The organism is Nonomuraea sp. NPDC052265, assembly GCF_044547985.1.
Taxonomy (GTDB): domain Bacteria; phylum Actinomycetota; class Actinomycetes; order Streptosporangiales; family Streptosporangiaceae; genus Nonomuraea.
Window position 1 is genome coordinate 476,522 of sequence record NZ_JBIUBJ010000006.1, and the last position, 17,131, is coordinate 493,652.

13 protein-coding genes are annotated in these 17,131 nt (G+C 72.2%); 7 read left to right on the plus strand and 6 right to left on the minus strand.

What is annotated here, in order from left to right:
* Positions 1–7 precede the first annotated feature (7 nt).
* Both ACIHAD_RS21670 and ACIHAD_RS21675 read right to left on the minus strand, forming a co-directional pair.
* The gene (locus tag ACIHAD_RS21670; protein WP_397356333.1) at positions 8–1,123 is read right to left on the minus strand and encodes a GntR family transcriptional regulator; all 1,116 of its coding nucleotides are present in this window, start codon (positions 1,121–1,123) and stop codon (positions 8–10) included.
* Positions 1,124–1,235: 112 nt separating this feature from the next.
* Positions 1,236–3,443: a hypothetical protein gene (locus tag ACIHAD_RS21675; protein ID WP_397356334.1), complete on the minus strand. Its 2,208-nt coding sequence runs from the start codon at positions 3,441–3,443 to the stop codon at positions 1,236–1,238.
* A gap of 279 nt (positions 3,444–3,722) precedes the next feature.
* Between ACIHAD_RS21675 and ACIHAD_RS21680 the strand changes: the two genes are divergently transcribed.
* Positions 3,723–4,175, plus strand: a complete 453-nt coding sequence (locus ACIHAD_RS21680) for a hypothetical protein (RefSeq protein WP_397356335.1) — start codon at positions 3,723–3,725, stop codon at positions 4,173–4,175.
* A gap of 48 nt (positions 4,176–4,223) precedes the next feature.
* Here ACIHAD_RS21680 and ACIHAD_RS21685 read toward each other — a convergent pair whose 3' ends face one another.
* The 4 genes from ACIHAD_RS21685 to ACIHAD_RS21700 form a co-directional block, all read right to left on the minus strand.
* Positions 4,224–4,847, minus strand: a complete 624-nt coding sequence (locus ACIHAD_RS21685; protein ID WP_397356336.1) for a cysteine hydrolase — start codon at positions 4,845–4,847, stop codon at positions 4,224–4,226.
* A gap of 13 nt (positions 4,848–4,860) precedes the next feature.
* Positions 4,861–5,889, minus strand: coding sequence for an alcohol dehydrogenase catalytic domain-containing protein (locus tag ACIHAD_RS21690; protein ID WP_397356337.1), 1,029 nt, complete (start codon positions 5,887–5,889; stop codon positions 4,861–4,863).
* Positions 5,890–6,036: 147 nt separating this feature from the next.
* Positions 6,037–7,701 carry an RICIN domain-containing protein gene (locus ACIHAD_RS21695; protein WP_397356338.1) on the minus strand — a complete coding sequence of 555 codons (1,665 nt, stop codon included), beginning with the start codon at positions 7,699–7,701 and terminating at the stop codon, positions 6,037–6,039.
* Between the two features lie 212 nt (positions 7,702–7,913).
* Positions 7,914–9,068, minus strand: coding sequence for an ROK family protein (locus tag ACIHAD_RS21700; protein ID WP_397356339.1), 1,155 nt, complete (start codon positions 9,066–9,068; stop codon positions 7,914–7,916).
* Positions 9,069–9,229: 161 nt separating this feature from the next.
* Between ACIHAD_RS21700 and ACIHAD_RS21705 the strand changes: the two genes are divergently transcribed.
* From ACIHAD_RS21705 to ACIHAD_RS21730, 6 genes are read left to right on the plus strand one after another with little or no spacing between them, the layout of a single operon-like run.
* Entirely contained in the window at positions 9,230–10,531 is a 1,302-nt protein-coding gene (locus ACIHAD_RS21705) for a glycoside hydrolase family 36 protein (protein ID WP_397356340.1), read from the plus strand.
* Entirely contained in the window at positions 10,528–11,454 is a 927-nt protein-coding gene (locus ACIHAD_RS21710; protein ID WP_397356341.1) for a carbohydrate ABC transporter permease, read from the plus strand. Before ACIHAD_RS21705 ends, ACIHAD_RS21710 begins: the two co-directional genes overlap by 4 nt.
* Positions 11,455–11,461: 7 nt before the next feature.
* On the plus strand, positions 11,462–12,283 hold the full coding sequence (locus ACIHAD_RS21715) for a carbohydrate ABC transporter permease (protein WP_397356342.1): 822 nt from the start codon (positions 11,462–11,464) through the stop codon (positions 12,281–12,283).
* A 22-nt stretch (positions 12,284–12,305) separates the two neighbouring features.
* Entirely contained in the window at positions 12,306–13,607 is a 1,302-nt protein-coding gene (locus ACIHAD_RS21720) for an ABC transporter substrate-binding protein (protein WP_397356343.1), read from the plus strand.
* Positions 13,608–13,616: 9 nt separating this feature from the next.
* Entirely contained in the window at positions 13,617–15,161 is a 1,545-nt protein-coding gene (locus ACIHAD_RS21725; protein ID WP_397356344.1) for an alkaline phosphatase D family protein, read from the plus strand.
* A gap of 10 nt (positions 15,162–15,171) precedes the next feature.
* Positions 15,172–17,121: an NPCBM/NEW2 domain-containing protein gene (locus tag ACIHAD_RS21730; protein WP_397356345.1), complete on the plus strand. Its 1,950-nt coding sequence runs from the start codon at positions 15,172–15,174 to the stop codon at positions 17,119–17,121.
* Positions 17,122–17,131 lie beyond the last annotated feature (10 nt).

Sequence of the window (17,131 nt, forward strand, 5' to 3'; positions counted from 1 at the left end):
GCCGGCGTCAGGTCGGGACGCGGACCTCGACCAGGCTGCCGGAGGCGGCTCCGCAGGAGGCGCGGACGGCCAGGCGGGGCTGCAGCACGACCCGGCAGACCGGGGCGGCGGCGCCGAGCTCGATCCGGCGCAGCAGCAGCTCGGTCGCCATGCGGCCGACCTCCGCCTTGGGCGGCGAGACCGCGGTGAGCGGCACCTCCGACAGGTCGGCGACCTCGTCGTCGTAGGCGACGACGGCGATGTCGTCGGGCACGGTCAGGCCGACCCGGCGCAGGTAGGGCAGGAGCGCGGTGGCCTCGCGGTCGCCGAGGCACACCACCGCGCGCACCTTCTCGGTGACCAGCGTGTTGGCGTAGGCCAGCATGTCGGGGCCGGTCCAGACGGGCTGCCGGGCCACGGCCTCCGGGATCTCCGGAAGCCCGAGGTCGGCGACGGCCTGGCGGTATCCCGCGAAGACCTGCTCGGAGCTGGCGGTGCCGATCCGGCCGAGGTAGCCGATCCGGCCCCGGCCGAGTTCGCTCAGGTGCTGCACCGCGGCGTAGCCGCCGCCGTGCACGTCGGTGCAGACGTAGGAGGTCGGGTCGGCCGGGCGGGGGTCGGCCGGCCGGCGTTCCACCAGGACGTACGGCACCGGCAGCCCGCGCAGGCGGGCCAGGTGGGCGTCGGGGTCGGCGGTGAGGTGCAGGTTGGGCACCAGCAGCAGCCCGGCCACGCCGACGTCGACGAGCTGCTGGATCTGCCCGGCCTCGACGTCGGGGTCGTAGTTGGAGCAGGCCAGCACGAGCTGCACGCCGGCGGCGGTGGCCGCCCGCTCGATGCCCTGCACGACCTGCGGGAAGTAGTAGGTGTTCGACGGGACGAGCGCGCCGATGAGACGCGGCCTGGCCCCCGGGGTGACGGAGCTGGTCACGAACGTGCCCGACCCCTGCCGGCGCCGGACGAGCCCCTCCTCGACCAGGAGGTCGACCGCGCGGCGCACGGTGTTGACCCCGACCGAGTAGGTCTGCGCCAGCTCGGACTCGGTCGGCAGCCTGCCGCCGACCGGCCAGCGGCCCTGCACGATCTCCTGCCGCAGGCGCGCCGCGAGGGTGCGGAATCGCCTTCCCCTGGGGAGGGAATTCATTCCTTCAGGTGGCTCCATAACGGGATTCTTCTCGCTATTCCGAAGTAATGTCAACCCTAAATTCACTCCGTTATCAGTGGCATATGAGGAATGAATTCCCTCCCTTTCGGGGTCACCAGCGGGCCGTGACGTCCTTGTCGCGGTCGTAGGCGGCGGCCCAGTAGTGGCCGGCGGCGGTCAGGCGGTGACCGGCGAAGCCGACCTCGCCGGTCGGCTGCTTCAGCGCCTCCGACGTCGCGGTGGCCCAGCCGTCGGCGCCCGCCGTGACCGTCACGTAGCGGCCGGCGGAGAAGGTGAACCGCCCGCGCACCGTGGCCGCCACCGGCTGCCCGCTCTCCTTGTCCACCACGCGCAGCCGTACGCGGGCCGCGCCGCCCTCCACCGTCACCGCCATCGACTCCACGACCATGGGCCGCAGGGCGGTCGCGCCGGTCGTCACGGTGACCGGGTCGGAGGCCGGGCCGCGGTGCCCGGCCACGTCCACCGGCACGATCCGGTAGTGGTAGGCGGTGCCGGGCAGCAGGCCGGTGTCGGTGTGGGTGAGGCCGCGCGCCTTCCCGGCGAGCGTGCCGGGGCCGGGGGTGAAGCCCGGCTCGGTCGAGCGGTGCACCTCGTAGTGGGCGACCTCGGTGTCGTCCAGCGCCCGCCCGTACGTCAGGTCCACCGTGGCGTGGTCGAACGCGACGGCCCGCGGCGGCGAGGCCACGCCCGTGGGCGGCCCGGAGTCGGCGGGCGGGGCGGGCCACCTGGCCGAGGGGCCCCAGACCGTGGGCAGCTCCCGGTAGGAGTCGTAGTGGTGCAGCGCGATCCCGGCGAAGGCAGGGCTGCCCGCGAACGCCTGGGAGACCTTGCCCAGTTCGGCCTCCAGCGCGTCCCTGCCCTCCTCGCGGAAGGTGATGCTGGACGGGTCGCCGCTGGTCGCGATGTCCAGCGTCTCCACGCCGACCACCACCGACAGCGGCTTGCCGATGCGCTCGGCGTAGGCCAGTTCGCCGGCCGCCTGCGCGATGATGCCGACGCCGCCGTCCGCCTGGTCGCGGTAGTCCATGATCGCGATGTAGTCGCTGAGGTCCTGGATGTGCTCGGCCATGGTGCGGGTGGTCCCGCCGTACGTGATGCCGGTGCAGCAGGCGGAGGTGTCCAGCCAGCGCGGCACGGCCGGGCCGAACAGCAGCGGCTGCCCGGAGGCGTCCCGGCGGGCGATCATCGCGCGCAGCGTGTCCAGCCACTGGATCTGCACGTCGGGCTTGCCGCTGGTGAACCAGGGCAGGCTGTACGGCTCGATGTCGACGTTGATCCCGTCGAACCGCTCCTCCGGCTTCGAGGACAGGTTGAAGTCGAGGACCCGTTCCATCTCCCCGACGGCGCGCTCGCGGTAGCGGGACAGCGCGCCCAGGTACGGCGGCCGGGTCCCGCCGGCCACGGTGGCGTGCACCTTCATCCCCCGGCCGTGCGCCCAGGCCACCAGGTCGCGCAGCTCCGGACGCGCGTCCTCGATCAGGTCGCGCCCGGCGTAGGTGTCCACGCCCAGGTAGAGCGTCGATCCGGCGGGCAGGACGGTCTCCAGCAGGCGGCGCGAACCCGGGTTGAGCACCAGGTTGTAGGATGCCTTCTCCCAGATCCACATCGCCCGGTCCTGCCGGTGCGGCACCGCCGCCCGCTTCCTCGCCGCCCCGAGCGCCACGTACGTGGTGGACGACCTGGACACGTGGCCGCGCGCGTCGACCGCCTCCGCCTCCAGGCTCGCCATGACGTCGCCGTACCGCGCCGGGTTCACCAGCGTGACGTAGCGTCCTGCCCCGCCGGCGGCGCGCCGCCAGGGGCCGCCGTTGACACGGACCCGGACCGTGCGCACGTCCGCGCCGGACACGTCCACCCGGACCGGCGTGGGACGCGTGAGCCGGGCCCCGTCGGCGGGTTCGGCGATCGATACGCGCGGGGCCCTGGCCTGCGGATTGTCCACGCGCAGGGTCAGCGGCGGCGACCAGGTGCCGTAGCGGGTGTCGGCGGCCGTGGCCTTGGCGTAGACCTCGATCTCGCCGTCCAGGGCGCTGGTGTCGAGGTCGTAGGACCAGGTTCCGCTGTCGTCGGCGTCGGGGTCGGTGACCTTGGCCCGCTCCATGCGTTCGCCGTCCAGCACGACCGACACGTCGTAGGCGGAGGTGAAGCGGCCGGTCAGCCGTACCAGGCCGGGGGCGGACTCGGAGGAGTCGATCACCACCGACGGCGGGTCCGCCGCGCTCGCCACGGCGGGGGGCGCCGTGGCGAGCGGTACGGCGAGCGCCAGCGCGCCCGCGATTCTCCACAGCCCTGCGGGCATGAAGCCACCTCCATAGGAATGAATTAACGCCGGAAACGGAAATGTCCGGACATTGAATCCGTGAGATGGCGAAACGATAGCCGTGAATTTCCGGAAGAAAAATGGCATGAATTCCGGCTGTCGAATGGAGCGCTGCCCTGTCGGCGGTAGGAGCCGGTCCGGACGGCGGCAGCGCGGTGCTCCTCGGGTGGAGGGGGTGAGGGGGGTCCCTCTGGTGGGGGAGGGGGGTCGCGCGTGTGGGGGAGGGGTGCGCGGCGGGGGGTGCCTAGCGTGGCCGGCATGGTTGACTCTCATCGCCCGCGGCGGTGGCCGGCGTACGGGCTGGCGGCGCTGATGCTCGGGTACGCGGCGGGCAAGGCCGTCTTCGCCGTGCAGGGCAGGCTCGGGTTCCCCGGTGGGCCGCCCGTGCCGGCGGCCGAGGCCGCGGGCTACTTCCTGGACGCGTCCCTCGCGCAGGGGTTCGCGGCGGCCTCCGGGGTGCTGGGGGCGTGCGTCGTCCTGGCCACCGTCACCGCCGTGGGCCGCCGGCTGCCGAGGGGCGCGGTGCTCGCCGTACTGGCCGTGATGCTGGCGGCCGTCGGCGGGGGCGCGGGCATCATGATCCTGGACGGGTTCGTCGGCATCGGCGTCGGCTGGCGCTGGTACCACGGGATCATCGGGCTCGTCGTGATCGGCCTGGCCGCCGAGATGACCCGGTCCTACTGGACGTCCACCCGCCCCGCCGCCCGCTGACCGCGCCCGCCGCCCGCTCCCCACCCGCACCCACGCCGCCGCCCCGGCTCAGCCGCATGCGAAGGCCGTGACCAGCTGCTCGGTGGTGAGGATGGCGTGGGCGAAGGTGGGCCCGTTCAGCTCGTGCGCGGCGTGCAGCATCTCCGGCAGGTAGGCGGCGGTCGCGTCGCGCACCAGCGTCACGTGGTAGCCCAGCTCCATGGCGAACCGTCCGGTGGACTCGACGCACGTGTTGGCCAGCACGCCGACGGCCACCACGTGCGTGACGCCGCGCTGCCGGAGCCGGAGGTCCAGGTCGGTGTTGGCGAAGCCGCTCTGCGCCCAGTGCTCGTGGGCGACGACGTCGTCCTCCTGCGGCTGGAGGTCGGGATGGAACTCCCCGCCCCAGGAGCCGCGGGCGAAGGTGTGCCGTTGCCGGATGCCGAGCTGCGTCGGGTTCGGATGGGCCCAGCTCTCGTAGTCGCCCGGCTCCCAGCGGCGGTGCGGGACGAACACCACCAGCACCCCGGCCGCGCGCGCCGCGGTGATCACCGCCCGCAGGTTGTCCAGCAGGCCGATCGACTGCGCCACCGGCCCGAGCCGCGGCCACACCTTGCCACCCTCGGAGATGAAGTCGTTGTACGGATCGACCAGCAGCACCGCCGTGCGGCCCGGGTCGTAGGACTCGGTCATGGCTCCCCGCCGTTCAGTTGCCGGTGGTCAGGACCATGCGGAAACGGGCCCGCCCGGACAACATCCGCTGGTACGCCGCAGCGGCCTCCTCCAGCGGCACCTCCTCCGTCCACGCCCGCACGCCGTTCAGAGCGGCGAACCTCATGGTGTCCTGGGTGTCCACGGCGATGCCGGAGGCGTGCCCGTAGACCCGGCGGGCACCGCCGACGAGCTGCAGCGGCGTGACGACGAGCGGGTCGGTGTCGATGCCGACGGTGATGAGCTCGCCGCGCCGGCCCAGCCCGTCGATCGTGCCGGACATCGCCGCCGAGCTGGTCACCGTCGCCAGCACCACCTTGGCCCCGCCCAGCGCCAGAAGCGCGTCGGCCACCTTCTCGGCGGCGCCGTCGATGTAGTGGGCGGCGCCGAGCTCGCGCGCCAGCGGCTCCTTGTCGCCGCCGCGCGCGATCGCGACCGTCTCGAAGCCCATCTGCGCGGCGAACTGCACGCCCAGGTGCCCCAGGCCGCCCAGCCCGAGGATCGCGACGGTGTCGCCCGGCCGCGCCGAGCTGCGCCGCAGCGCGTTGAACACGGTCACGCCCGCGCAGGCCAGGGGCGCCGCCTGCACCGCCGTCAGCTCGTCGGGGATCGCGGCCAGGGCGACGGCCGGCGCCACGACGGAGTCGGCGAACCCTCCGGGGTAGGCGGCGCCCGGCACCTGGAGCTCGGGGCAGAGCACGCCGTCGCCCTGCCGGCAGGCGTCGCAGTGGCCGCAGCTCCCGCCGTACCAGCCGACCGCCACCCGGTCGCCCACGGACCAGCCCGCGACGCCGTCGCCGATCGCCTCGACGCGTCCGGCGATCTCGTGCCCCGGCGTGACGGGGAAGGCGGTGCCCGGGATCGCGCCGCCGAGGATCAGCGCGTCGGAGTGGCACACCCCGCACGCCTCGACGGTGATCCGCACCTGGCCGGGGCCCGGTTCGCGGGTCCGCGCCGGGGTCTGGGCCATGGCGCCGCCGGGCTCGGCGACCTGGATGGAACGGTGCAGGGCAGAAGACGGCATGGCGTCTCCTCTTTCTTCGTACGGGAAGCAGCGGCCTCACCGCGAGGCCCTCACAAAGCCACCTTTTCCACTTCCGCCTCGTTTACCCCACCGGCGCGCGAAGGCCCGGAACCCGTGGCGCGGGTCCCGGACCTGTGGGGCCGCCGGTCAGCCCGCGGGGGCGACCGGGACGCCGCCGAAGGTCACCACCAGGCGGCCGTCCGCGGCGAAGGACCAGTTCAGGGCGCCACCGTAGGCGGAGCAGCGGGAGCCGTTCGAGCCGGACCAGAACTGGTTGGAGGCGTCGGCGTCACCGACGATCTTGTCGTTGCCGCCGCTGCCCGAGCGGCACGAGGTGTTGTCGCGGAACACCGAGGTGCCCCCGTCGAAGGAGAAGTTGCGCTCGGTGTTGTCGATGCTGACGTTCCCGGTGACCGACATCGTGCCGAGGTTGCGGTTGTAGGTGAAGCCGTGCTTGCCGTTGCGGAAGGCGATGTTGCGCCGGACGACGTGGTTGACCTTGATGTCCTCGCCGCCCAGCTTGTAGCCGTTGCGGTCGCCGTTCCCGGCCTGGCTGCCGTCGCTGAGCGTGCCGTTGCCGTACGACAGCGAGTCCTCGATGGTGACCGGGCCGATCGGGCCGGTCTCGGTCTTGGTGTAGAGGTCCCAGCCGTCGTCGATGTTGTTGCGGGACACCGCGTAGCGGAAGACGTTGCCGGGCCCGACGGTGAGCTTGGCGGCGAAGCCGTCGGCGTCCTCGCCGTCGGAGTCGGCGTTGTCGTGCGAGACCGTGCTCAGGACGAGGTTGCCGGACGGCCACTGGCTCTGCGGCGTGTCGGAGGCGATCCGGGAGAGCTGCAGCCCGGTGTCGCGGTTGTACCGGGTCACCGAGCGTTCGATGATGTTGCCGCTGCCGCCGACGAAGATGCCGTTGTCGCCGGCGCGTTCGACGGTGATGCCGTACAGGTGCCAGTACGAGCCGTTGACGGCGAGCCCGCGGTTGGCCGGGTCCTCGCTCTGGGCCGCGAAGTTCAGCACCGGGGTCTCGCCGGGGTAGGCCGACAGCTTCTTGCGGGCCGAGGCGGTGCCGTTGTTGCCCGGGGCGATGGTGACCGTCTGGGAGAAGGCGTACGTGCCGCCGCGCAGGTAGATCGTGCCGCCCGCCGCGACGCGGGTGATGGCGGAGGTGAGCGTCGTCGGGTCGGACTGGGTGCCGGCCGCGCCGTCCTTGCCGTTCGGGGACGCGTACAGGGCGCCGGTGGGCGGCGGGACGGTGGGCGTGACGGTCGGGGTGGCCGTCGGGGTGGTCGTGGGGCCGCCGCCCGCGGGCTTCAGCGTCCACTGCTTGGTGGCGGCCGAGTCGCAGGAGTTCTGCTGCAGGAGCGCGCCCGGGGAGGTGGAGTTGTCCTTGACGTTGAGGCACTTGCCGCCGTTGGCGTTGACGATCCGGTACGCGCCGCCGGACGCGGTGAGCTGCCAGGTCTGGGAGGCGGCGCCCGTACAGGTCTCCTGCTGCACGGCCTTGCCCGCGCTGGTGGAGGCGTCGCGGACGCCCGCGCACTTGCCGCTGTGCGCGGCCTTGACCTGGAAGCCGCTCCCGGCGGCGGTGAGGGTGAAGACCTGCCCGGCGGCCTCGGCGCAGGCGTTCTGCGCGAGCTGCACGCCGTCGCCGGTGCTCTGCCCCGGCACGGTGGCGCACAGGCCGCTGCCGCCGTTGACCAGCGTGTAGTCGCCGCCGGCGGGGGCCGCCGAGGCGGGCGTGTTCAGCACGGCGACCAGGCCGCCTGCGGTGAGCAGGCCGGTGGTCAGCACGACCGCCAGCCTTGTCGCCAAGGGTTGGTTCTTACGCACGTCCAGCTCCGTTTCGATGGAGGAGTGGAAGGGGGGTGTGCCGCGCGAGCTGGTGCCAACCGGTTGCAGTAACAGTGGCTTCACACCGGGGAAAGGTCAATACGTCCAGGTAAAACTGCAAACGCGCTCGGCGTTCTGCCTGGTGGTGTCGTTATTTCTGCAACAACCGATTGCAGGAATTGTGCAACGAACCCTCAGCGGGTGAGCGGGAGCGGGCCGCGTTCGGGGGTGAAGAGCTGGTCGTCGAGATGGTCGACGGCGTAGTCGATCGCGCCCGCCACCACGCACTCGTCGCCCAGCGTGGACGCCCGCACCTCCGGCATGCGCATGCACCGCCGCTCCAGCCGGTCGCGCAGCGGCCCGAGCAGCACGTCCGCCGACCGCGAGAACCCGCCGCCCAGCACCACGACCTGCGGATCGAGGACGAGCACCATGGCCGCCGCGCCTATGGCCAGGTCGTCGAGGTAGCGCCCGACGGCCTCCAGTGCGACCGGGTCGCCGTTCCTGGCGGCGGCCAGGGTGCAGCCGGCCGCGTCCTCCGGCGGCGTGCCCTCGGGGACGACCGCGCACGAGTTGAGGTGCTCGGGCGCGTCGAACCAGCGGGCCTCGGGCAGCATGGAGATCTCCCCGGCCGCCGCCCCGAACCCCCGGTGGACCTTGCCGCCGATGATCAGCCCGGCGCCCATGCGCCTGCCGACGTGCAGGAACACCACGTCTCTGGCGTCCTGGGCGACGCCCCGCCGGGTCTCGGCCATGGCCGCCAGGCGGCTGTCGTTCTCGATCAGCACCTGGCAGGGGAACATCTCGCGCATCCGGCTCGCCAGGTCGAGGTCGCGCCAGGAGGGGACGGCGGCCGAGTAGATGACCCGTCCCTCGATGTCGATCACGCCGATGGTGCCGACGGCGATCGTCCACAGGTCGGACACCGGGACGCGGCCGAGCGCCAGGCAGCCGGAGACGGCCCGCTCGATGGCGGCCAGGCGGTCCTCCAGCGGCGCGTCAGGCAGCACCGGCTGCCGGGTCTCGGCCAGGATCTCGCCGTCGAGGTCGGCCAGGGCCGCGCGGACGTTGTGGCCGCCCACGTCCACGCCCACCAGGTAGCCGCTGTCGGCGCGGAAGCGGTAGCGGCGGGCCGGCCGGCCCATCGAGCCGGGGCTCGGCGGAACCTCCTCCACCCAGCCCAGGTCCATCAGCTCGCCGGTGACCTCCTTCATGGACGGCCGCGACAACCCCGTGCGCTCGGCCAGCGCCGACAGGGTGAGCGGGCCGGCCCGGCGCAGCGCCCGGATGGCGGTCAGCGAGTTGAGCTGTCGCAGCCGTGACAGGTCGCCGCCGCGTAGATCCGCCATCGCCGTCCTTAACGTAGGTCTCCTCTGTAAGCAGAGATTATGCCAGGGGCCGGCCGGAGGCCGCATCTCGTACAAACGCCTAGAAATTGGGCGTTGACCCTCCGAAAGGGCCAGTGCTACTAATGAAGTGCTCCTTCGTAAGTTGAGAGAGATGAGGTCTGATGTCATTCGTTGACGTCGGCGAGATCAGGTGTGACCAGGCCCGGGCGCGGGTTTTCGAGCACGGCTGGCAGTCGTGGAGCCCCACCGGCGCCTACGGCCTCGGGGACCTCCCGCCCAGACCCGCCGACGAGACGATCCAGATCCTCGCCTACCGGCCCGAGACCCCCGTTCCCGACGGCGTCTTCCAGGGCGAGGGGCTGCTGGCCGTCGAGACCGGCGACGGCGCGGTCGAGCTGTGGAGCGCGCCCGGCCCCCTCCAGGTGCCCTCCGTCCGGGCCCGCCGGGAGGGCGACCGCCTGGTGATCTCCGCCGATGGCCCGGTACGCCACCACCGCGTCGAGGGCGACCTCGGCCGGGCCCTGCGTGCCTGGGCGGACGACCTGGCCGAACCCAGGACGTTCCCCCCAGTCCCGCCCATGTGGTGCACCTGGTACGGCTACTGGGACAAGGTCACCGACGCCGACGTCCTGGAGAACCTGGCGCTGGCCGACAGGCACGCCCTGCCCACCGACATGTTCCTCATCGACGACGGCTACGAGGCCGGCATCGGCGACTGGCTGGACCCCCGGCCCGGCTTCGGCTCACTCGCCCGCGCCCTGGACGCCGTCACCGGCTCCGGCCGCCGCGCCGGGATCTGGACCGCCCCCTTCCTCGTCGGCCACGACAGCCGCCTCCACCGCGAGCACCCCGACTGGCTGGTGGACGGCGCGTACGCGGGCCGCATGTGGAACCAGGACCTCGCCGTCCTCGACGTCACCCACCCCGGCGCGGCCGAGCACCTGACCCACGTCTTCGGCACCTTCGCCGCCATGGGCATCACCCACTTCAAGCTCGACTACCTCTACGCCGGCGCGCTGGCCGGCCGCCGCCACGAGGACCTCGACCCGATCGCGGCCTACCGGCGCGGGCTGGAGCTCGTCCGGCGCGGCGCGGGCCCGCGGGCCACCCTGCACGGTTGCGGCGCGCCCATGCTGCCCAGCATCGGGCTGGTGGACATCATGCGGGTCAGCCCCGACATCGCCCCCACCCTGCACCCCCGATCGGGCGACATCAGCCAGCCCTCCCAGCTTGGCGCCCGGCTGACCGGCGCGGCGCGCGAGTTCCTGCACGCCCGCTGGTGGGTCAACGACCCCGACTGCCTCATCGTGCGGCCCGAGGTGGAGGCCCGGCAGGAGTGGGCGGCGCACATCGGGGCCACGGGCGGCCTGCGCGGCTCCAGCGACCCGATCGCCGCGCTCGACGACTGGGGGCTGGAGACCACCCGCCGCCTGCTGGTCCCCACCGCCACGGACCCGTCGTGATCACCCAGTCCGTCCGGGCCGCCGTCCGGGACGCGCCGGACAAGCCTCGCCGGCGCGCCCGCGGCTGGCACGCCTACCTGTTCATCGGGCCCAGCCTGTTCGGGGTCGTGGCGTTCCTGCTGCTGCCGGTCGTCATCGTCCTGGTCCTGAGCTTCTTCAACTGGGAGCTGCTGTCGGAGCCCACGTTCGCCGGGCTGGACAACTACCGCAAGCTGGCCGGCGACGGCGAGACCTGGCACGCGCTGGGGGTCACCCTCCTGTACGTCGTCCTGTGCATCCCGCTGCAGACCGTGCTGGCCCTGGTGCTGGCGCTGCTGCTGGACCGCAAGGTCAAGGGCCTGCGGCTGTACCGCTCGCTGTTCGTGATCCCGTGGATGGCCACCCCGATCGTCCTCGGCCTGGTCTGGAACTGGATCTTCGACCCGCGCGACGGCGCGCTCAACAGCCTGCTCGGCCTGGCCGGGGTCACCGGCCCCGACTGGCTGTCCGACCCCGCCTGGGCGCTGCCCGCGATCGCGCTGGTCAACGTCTGGCAGCACACCGGCTACACCATGCTGTTCTTCCTGGCCGGCCTCCAGGGCATCCCCAAGGAGCTGTACGACGCCGCCGCCACCGACGGCGCCACCCCCGCCCAGCGGTTCTGGCGCATCACGCTGCCGCTGCTCAACCCCACGATGTTCTTCGTCATGGTGACCAACCTGATCGGCGCCTTCCAGGTGTTCGACACCGTGTACGTCATGACCGACGGCGGCCCCAGCCAGAGCACCGAAGTGCTCAACTTCCGCATCTACGAGACGGCGTTCAAGCAGTTCGACTTCGGCTACGCCTCGACCCTGTCGATGCTGCTGTTCGGGGTCATCCTGCTGGTCACGCTGGCGCAGGTCAGGTTCTTCGGCAAGCGCACCACCTACGACCTGAGCTGAGGCCCCCATGACGGCATCCCTGATCAAGCGCATCCTGCTCCACGTCGCGCTCGCGGCCGGCGCGTTCGTCTCCGTCTTCCCGTACCTGCTGGTCGTGCTGACCGCCTTCAAGACGCAGTCGCAGCTCAGCTCCACCGACCCGTGGCTGCCCGGTCTGCCGCCCACCACCGGCAACCTGACCCGGCTGTTGAGCGGCGACTTCCCCCGCTACGTGCTCAACACGCTGCTGATGACGGTCGTGCTCACCCTCGGGCAGCTCGTCTTCACCACCTTCGCCGCCTACGCCTTCGCGCGGCTGCGCTTCCGGGGCAGGGAGGCCCTGTTCTGGCTGTACGTGGCCACCATGATGGTGCCGGGCGCGGTCACGATGATCCCCCTGTTCCTCATCATGCGCGAGCTCGGCCTGGTCAACACCTGGTACGGCCTGCTCATCCCGTACGTGCTGGGCACCCCGTACGGCATCTTCCTGATGCGCCAGTTCTTCAAGTCCCTGCCCGCCGGGCTGGAGGAGGCCGCCCGGATCGACGGGGCCGGGGCCATGACCGTCCTGCTCCGCATCCTGCTGCCGCTGTGCCGCCCGGCGCTCGGCACCCTGACGATCATCACCGTGATCTCGTCGTGGAACAGCTTCATCTGGCCGCTGATCATCACCAGCGGCGACGAGACCAGGGTGATGACGGTGGCGCTCGCCACCCTCAAGGTCGGCATCGGCGTCGACTACAACCTGATGATGGCCGGCGGGCTGATCGCGCTCGTGCCGATGGTGGCCGTCTTCGTCTTCTTCCAGAGGCACATCGTCCGGTCGGTGGTCCTCACCGGCCTCAAGTAGCACACGAACAAGAGGTCAGCGAATGTTGCAATCCCCCCCGATTCGCTGGGCCGGGGCGCTGCTCTGCGCCGCCACGCTCATCCTGTCCGGCTGCGGGTCGGGCTCCGGAGACTCCGGCGAGGTCACGCTCACCTACCGGCTCTGGGACGACCAGCAGAAGGTCGGCTACGAGAAGGTCATGGCCGCCTTCGAGAAGGCCAACCCGGGCATCGACGTCAAGATCGAACTGCTGCCCTACGACCAGTACTGGACCAAGCTCACCGCCGACGCCGTCGCCGGCACCGCGCCGGACGTCTTCTGGATGAGCCCCACCCAGTTCCCCGAGTTCGTCACCAAGGGCGTGCTGGCGCCCGTCCAGGTGGACGCCTCCAAGTACCACCCGACCGTGGTCGGCTCGTTCACCTACCAGGGCAAGCTGTACGGCGTGCCGAAGGACTGGGGGATCGTCGGCCTGCTCTACAACAAGGACCTGTTCGACAAGGCCGGCGTGCCCCTGCCGGACAAGCTCACCTGGACGGCCGACGGCTCCGGCACCCTGCTCGACACGGCCCGCAAGCTCACCGTGGACGAGGCCGGCAAGCACCCCGGCGAGCCCGGCTTCGACCCCGCCAAGGTCACCACGTACGGCTTCGCCTCCTGGAACCACTACCAGACGCAGTGGATGAACTGGATCAACTCCAACGGCGGCAAGCTGCTGGACAAGCCCTTCGGCACCTACACCTTCAACGACGCCGCCTCGGTCCAGGGGCTGCAGTTCGGCGTGGACCTGGTCAACAAGCACCACGTCTCGCCCCCGGCCACCCAGACCAACCCGCCCACCGGCAAGGTCACCGACATGTTCAAGGCCGGGAAGGTCGCCATGTTCCCGGCGAACAACGCGCTGCTGCCGTTCGTCGCGCCGGAGGCCAACTTCGAGATCGGCGTCGCCGCCATGCCCGAGGGCCCGCAGGGCCGTTCGGTGAACCTCAACGGCCTGGCCGAGGCCGTCTCCGCCAAGAGCGCGCACCCGGCCGAGGCGATGAAACTGGCCGCCTGGCTCGGCACCGAGGAGCCGCAGAAGATGATGGCCGACGGCGGCTACGTCTTCCCCGCGCTCAACGGGCTGTCGCAGGGCTACGTCGACTACTGGAAGTCCAAGAAGCTCGACGTCTCGCCGTTCCTGAAGGAGTCGGAGGGCCAGACCTTCCCGCTGCCGGTCACCACCGGCTTCACCGGCTTCGAGACCAAGCTCAACCAGATCCTCAACGAGATGTACCTCGGCAAGCTCACCCCCCAGCAGGCCGCCGACCAGGCCGTGGCCGCCGGCAACGCCTCCATAGAGTAGGAGCTTCATTTGATCACCCGGCGATCGTTGTTCGCCGGGGGCGCGAGCCTGGGCCTCGCCGCCGCACTGGGTGCCCCACCCGTGCGCGCGGCGGCCCGGCGTGCCCCCCTGTCCGACCCCTTCCAGCTCGGCGTCGCCTCCGGCGAGCCCACGCCGGACGGCGTCGTCCTCTGGACCAGGCTCGCCATGGACCCGGTCGCGCTCGACGGCCTGGGCGGCATGCCGGACCGCGTCGTGCCGGTGCGCTGGCAGCTCGCCACCGACGAGAACTTTCGCCACGTCGTACGCCAGGGCGTCGAGGACGCCCGCCGCGAGTCGGCCCACAGCGTGCACGTCGAGCTGGACGGCCTGCGCCCGAGCGCGGAGTACTTCTACCGCTTCCGCGCCGAGGGCGAGATCAGCGAGGCCGGCCGCACCCTGACCGCCCCCGCCCCCGGCACCCGCTCCCGTCCGCTGAACCTGTCGTTCACCTCCTGCGCCGACTACCAGACCGGCTGGTTCACCCCCTACCGCCGGATGGCCGAGGACCACCCCGACCTCATCGCCTTCCTCGGCGACTACATCTACGAGTACGGCGACTACAAGTACCCCGTACGCGACCAGGCCGGCGGCGAATGCCTCGACCTGGCCGGCTACCGGCTGCGGCACGCCCAGCACAAGGCCGACCCGGAGTCGCGGATGGCCCACGCCGTCGCGCCCTGGGTCGTCGTGTGGGACGACCACGACATCGAGAACGCCTGGGCCGGCGACGTGCCCGAGCAGCCCGACCCGCCCTTCCTCGCCCGCCGGGCCGCGGCGTTCCAGGCGTACTACGAGAACATGCCGCTGCGCCGCGCCCAGCGCCCCGACGGCCCCGCCCTGCGCCTCTACCGCACGATCCGCTGGGGCGCCGTCGCGAACCTGCACATGCTCGACACCCGCCAGTACCGCGACCTGTACGCCTGCACCGGCAAGAGCGGCACGGTCGGCGCCGACTGCGCCGAGCGGCTGGCCCCCAACCGCACGATGCTCGGCGGCGCGCAGGAGTCCTGGCTCGACGGGCAGCTCAAGGGCTCCCAGGCCACCTGGGACCTGCTCGGCCAGCAGGTCTTCCTCATGGAGATGGACTGGACCAACGGCGAGGGCAAGGGCTACTCCAACGAGGGCTGGGACGGCTACGTCGCCTCCCGCAACCGCCTGACCGCCGCCATCGACGACCACCGGCGCAACGCCGTCGTCCTCACCGGCGACGTGCACTCCCACTGGGCCGGGGAGGTCAAGCGCGACTTCCAGGACCCCGAGTCGAAGTCCGTCGCGGTCGAGCTGGTCACCACGTCGGTCACCAGCGCGGGCAACGGCCTCGACGAGTACCCCAACACCCAGACCCTGCTCGCCGAGAACCCGCACGTGAAGTTCTTCAACGGCCGCCGCGGCTACGTCCGCGCCAGACTCACCCAGCAGGAGATGAAGGTCGACTTCCGCTCGCTGTCCCGGGTGACCGAGCCGTACGCGCCCGCCTACACCTCCGGCTCGTTCGTCGTCGAGCCCGGCACCCCGAGCCTCAACCCAGCCTGACGGGATCCCCATGCGCACGATCACGGCCGCCGCCGCGGCGGCCCTCCTCACCCTGCCCTTCGCACCCTTACCCGGCTCAGCGGCGACCGCGGCGACCGTTGCGGCGCCCCCGATGGGCTGGAGCAGCCGTTCCCTGGGCTGCTCGGTCTCGGAGGCGGCCGTCCGCCAGGCCGCCGCCGCCCTCGCCCCGCTCGCGCCGCTCGGCTACCGGTACGTCGTCCTGGACGACTGCTGGCTGGCCGCCCAGCGCGACGGCGGCGCCCTGGCCCCCGACGCGACCCGTTTCCCGAGCGGCGTCAAGGCCCTGGCCGACGAGCTGCACGGCAAGGGACTCAAGCTCGGCCTGAGCCTGTCGGCCGGCACGAAGGCGTGCTCCGGCGGCGGCCCCGGCTCCTACAAGCAGGAGGCCGCCGACGCCGCCCAGCTCAGGGCGTGGGGCGCCGACTACGTCAAGTACGACTGGTGCAACGTCCCCACGGCCGACTTCCCCGGCCAGAACGTGCAGCAGATCGCCCAGACCCTCTACCCGCGCATGCGCCAGGCCCTCGGCGACGGCGTGGTGTTCGCCATGAACAACGAGGACGGCAGCACCGTGCCCTGGCTGTGGGGCAAGGACGCCGGCGCCACCACCTGGCGGACGAACGTCTACAACAAGCCCATCCCCGACAGCTACCCCAGCATGGTCGACATCTGGGAGACCAACCAGCTCAGAGCCGAGTACGCCGGCCCCGGGAGCTGGGCCGACCCCGACCTGATCCAGGCCGGTCGCGGCGGGATGACCGAGACCGAGTACCGCGCCCAGTTCACGCTGTGGGCGATGGGCGCCGCGCCGCTCGTCCTCCAGGCCGACCCGGCCAAGGCGCCGGCCGCCGTCGTCGCCAACCCCAAGGTGATCGCGGTGGACCAGGACCGGCTGGGCGCGCACGGCCGGCTCGTCTCCTCCGACGGCTGGTACCACGTCCTGGCCAAGCCGCTGGACGGCGGCGACCGGGCGATCGCGCTGTTCAACGAGAGCGACCGGGCGGCGGTGATCTCCACCCGGCTCGGCGCCGGCTCCCGCCACCGCGTCGAGGAGCTGTGGTCCGGCGCGGTCGCCTCGGCGAAGGACGTGCTGTCGGCCCAGGTCCCGGCGCACGCGGCGCTGCTCTACCGGGTCTCGGAGAGCCGGGAGCAGGCGCCGCCCCTGGTGACGTTCGAGGCGGACCCGCCGCGTTTCCTCGGCGAGGACCGGCCGTCGGTGCTGGAGCCCGGCGTGCCCGGCGACCTGGTCACCCGCGTCACGAACACCGGGGCCACCGCCCCGCTGCGGGACGTCGAGGTCAAGGCGTCCGCGCCGGACGGCTGGCGCGCCGAGGCCCGTACGCCGGCCGGGACCGCCCGGCTCGGCGGCGGCGAGACGTTCACCGTGACCTGGACCGTCACCCCGCCCGCCGGGACCGCCCCCGGCACCTACGAGGTCGCCTTCACCCAGGGTGGACGGAGCGCCGTCGCCGTCGTCATCGTGGCGAAGGCGCCGGGCTCGGGCCGCACCTACCTGAGCGACCTCGCCTGGACCAGGGCCGCGAACTACTTCGGCCCGGTCGAGAAGGACACCAGCAACGGCGAGAAGGCCGCCGGCGACGGCCGCCCGATCACCGTCGAGGGCGTCCGGTACGCCAAGGGCCTGGGCACGCACGCCCCCGCCGACATCGAGTTCTACACCGCAGGCCGCTGCACGACGGTCGAGTTCCAGGCCGGCATCGACGACGAGGTCGGCCAGGCCGGATCGGCCGACTTCGAGGTGTGGGCCGACGGCGGCCGGGTCGCGCATTCGGGCGTGCTCACCGGCGCCGTGCCCGCCAGGAAGGTCACGGCGTCCGTCACGGGCGCCCGGTTCGTCCGGCTGGTCGCGACCAACGGCGGGGACAACGCCACCTCCGACCACGCCGACTTCGCCGACGCCGCCATCACCTGCCAGTGAGGAGATCCCC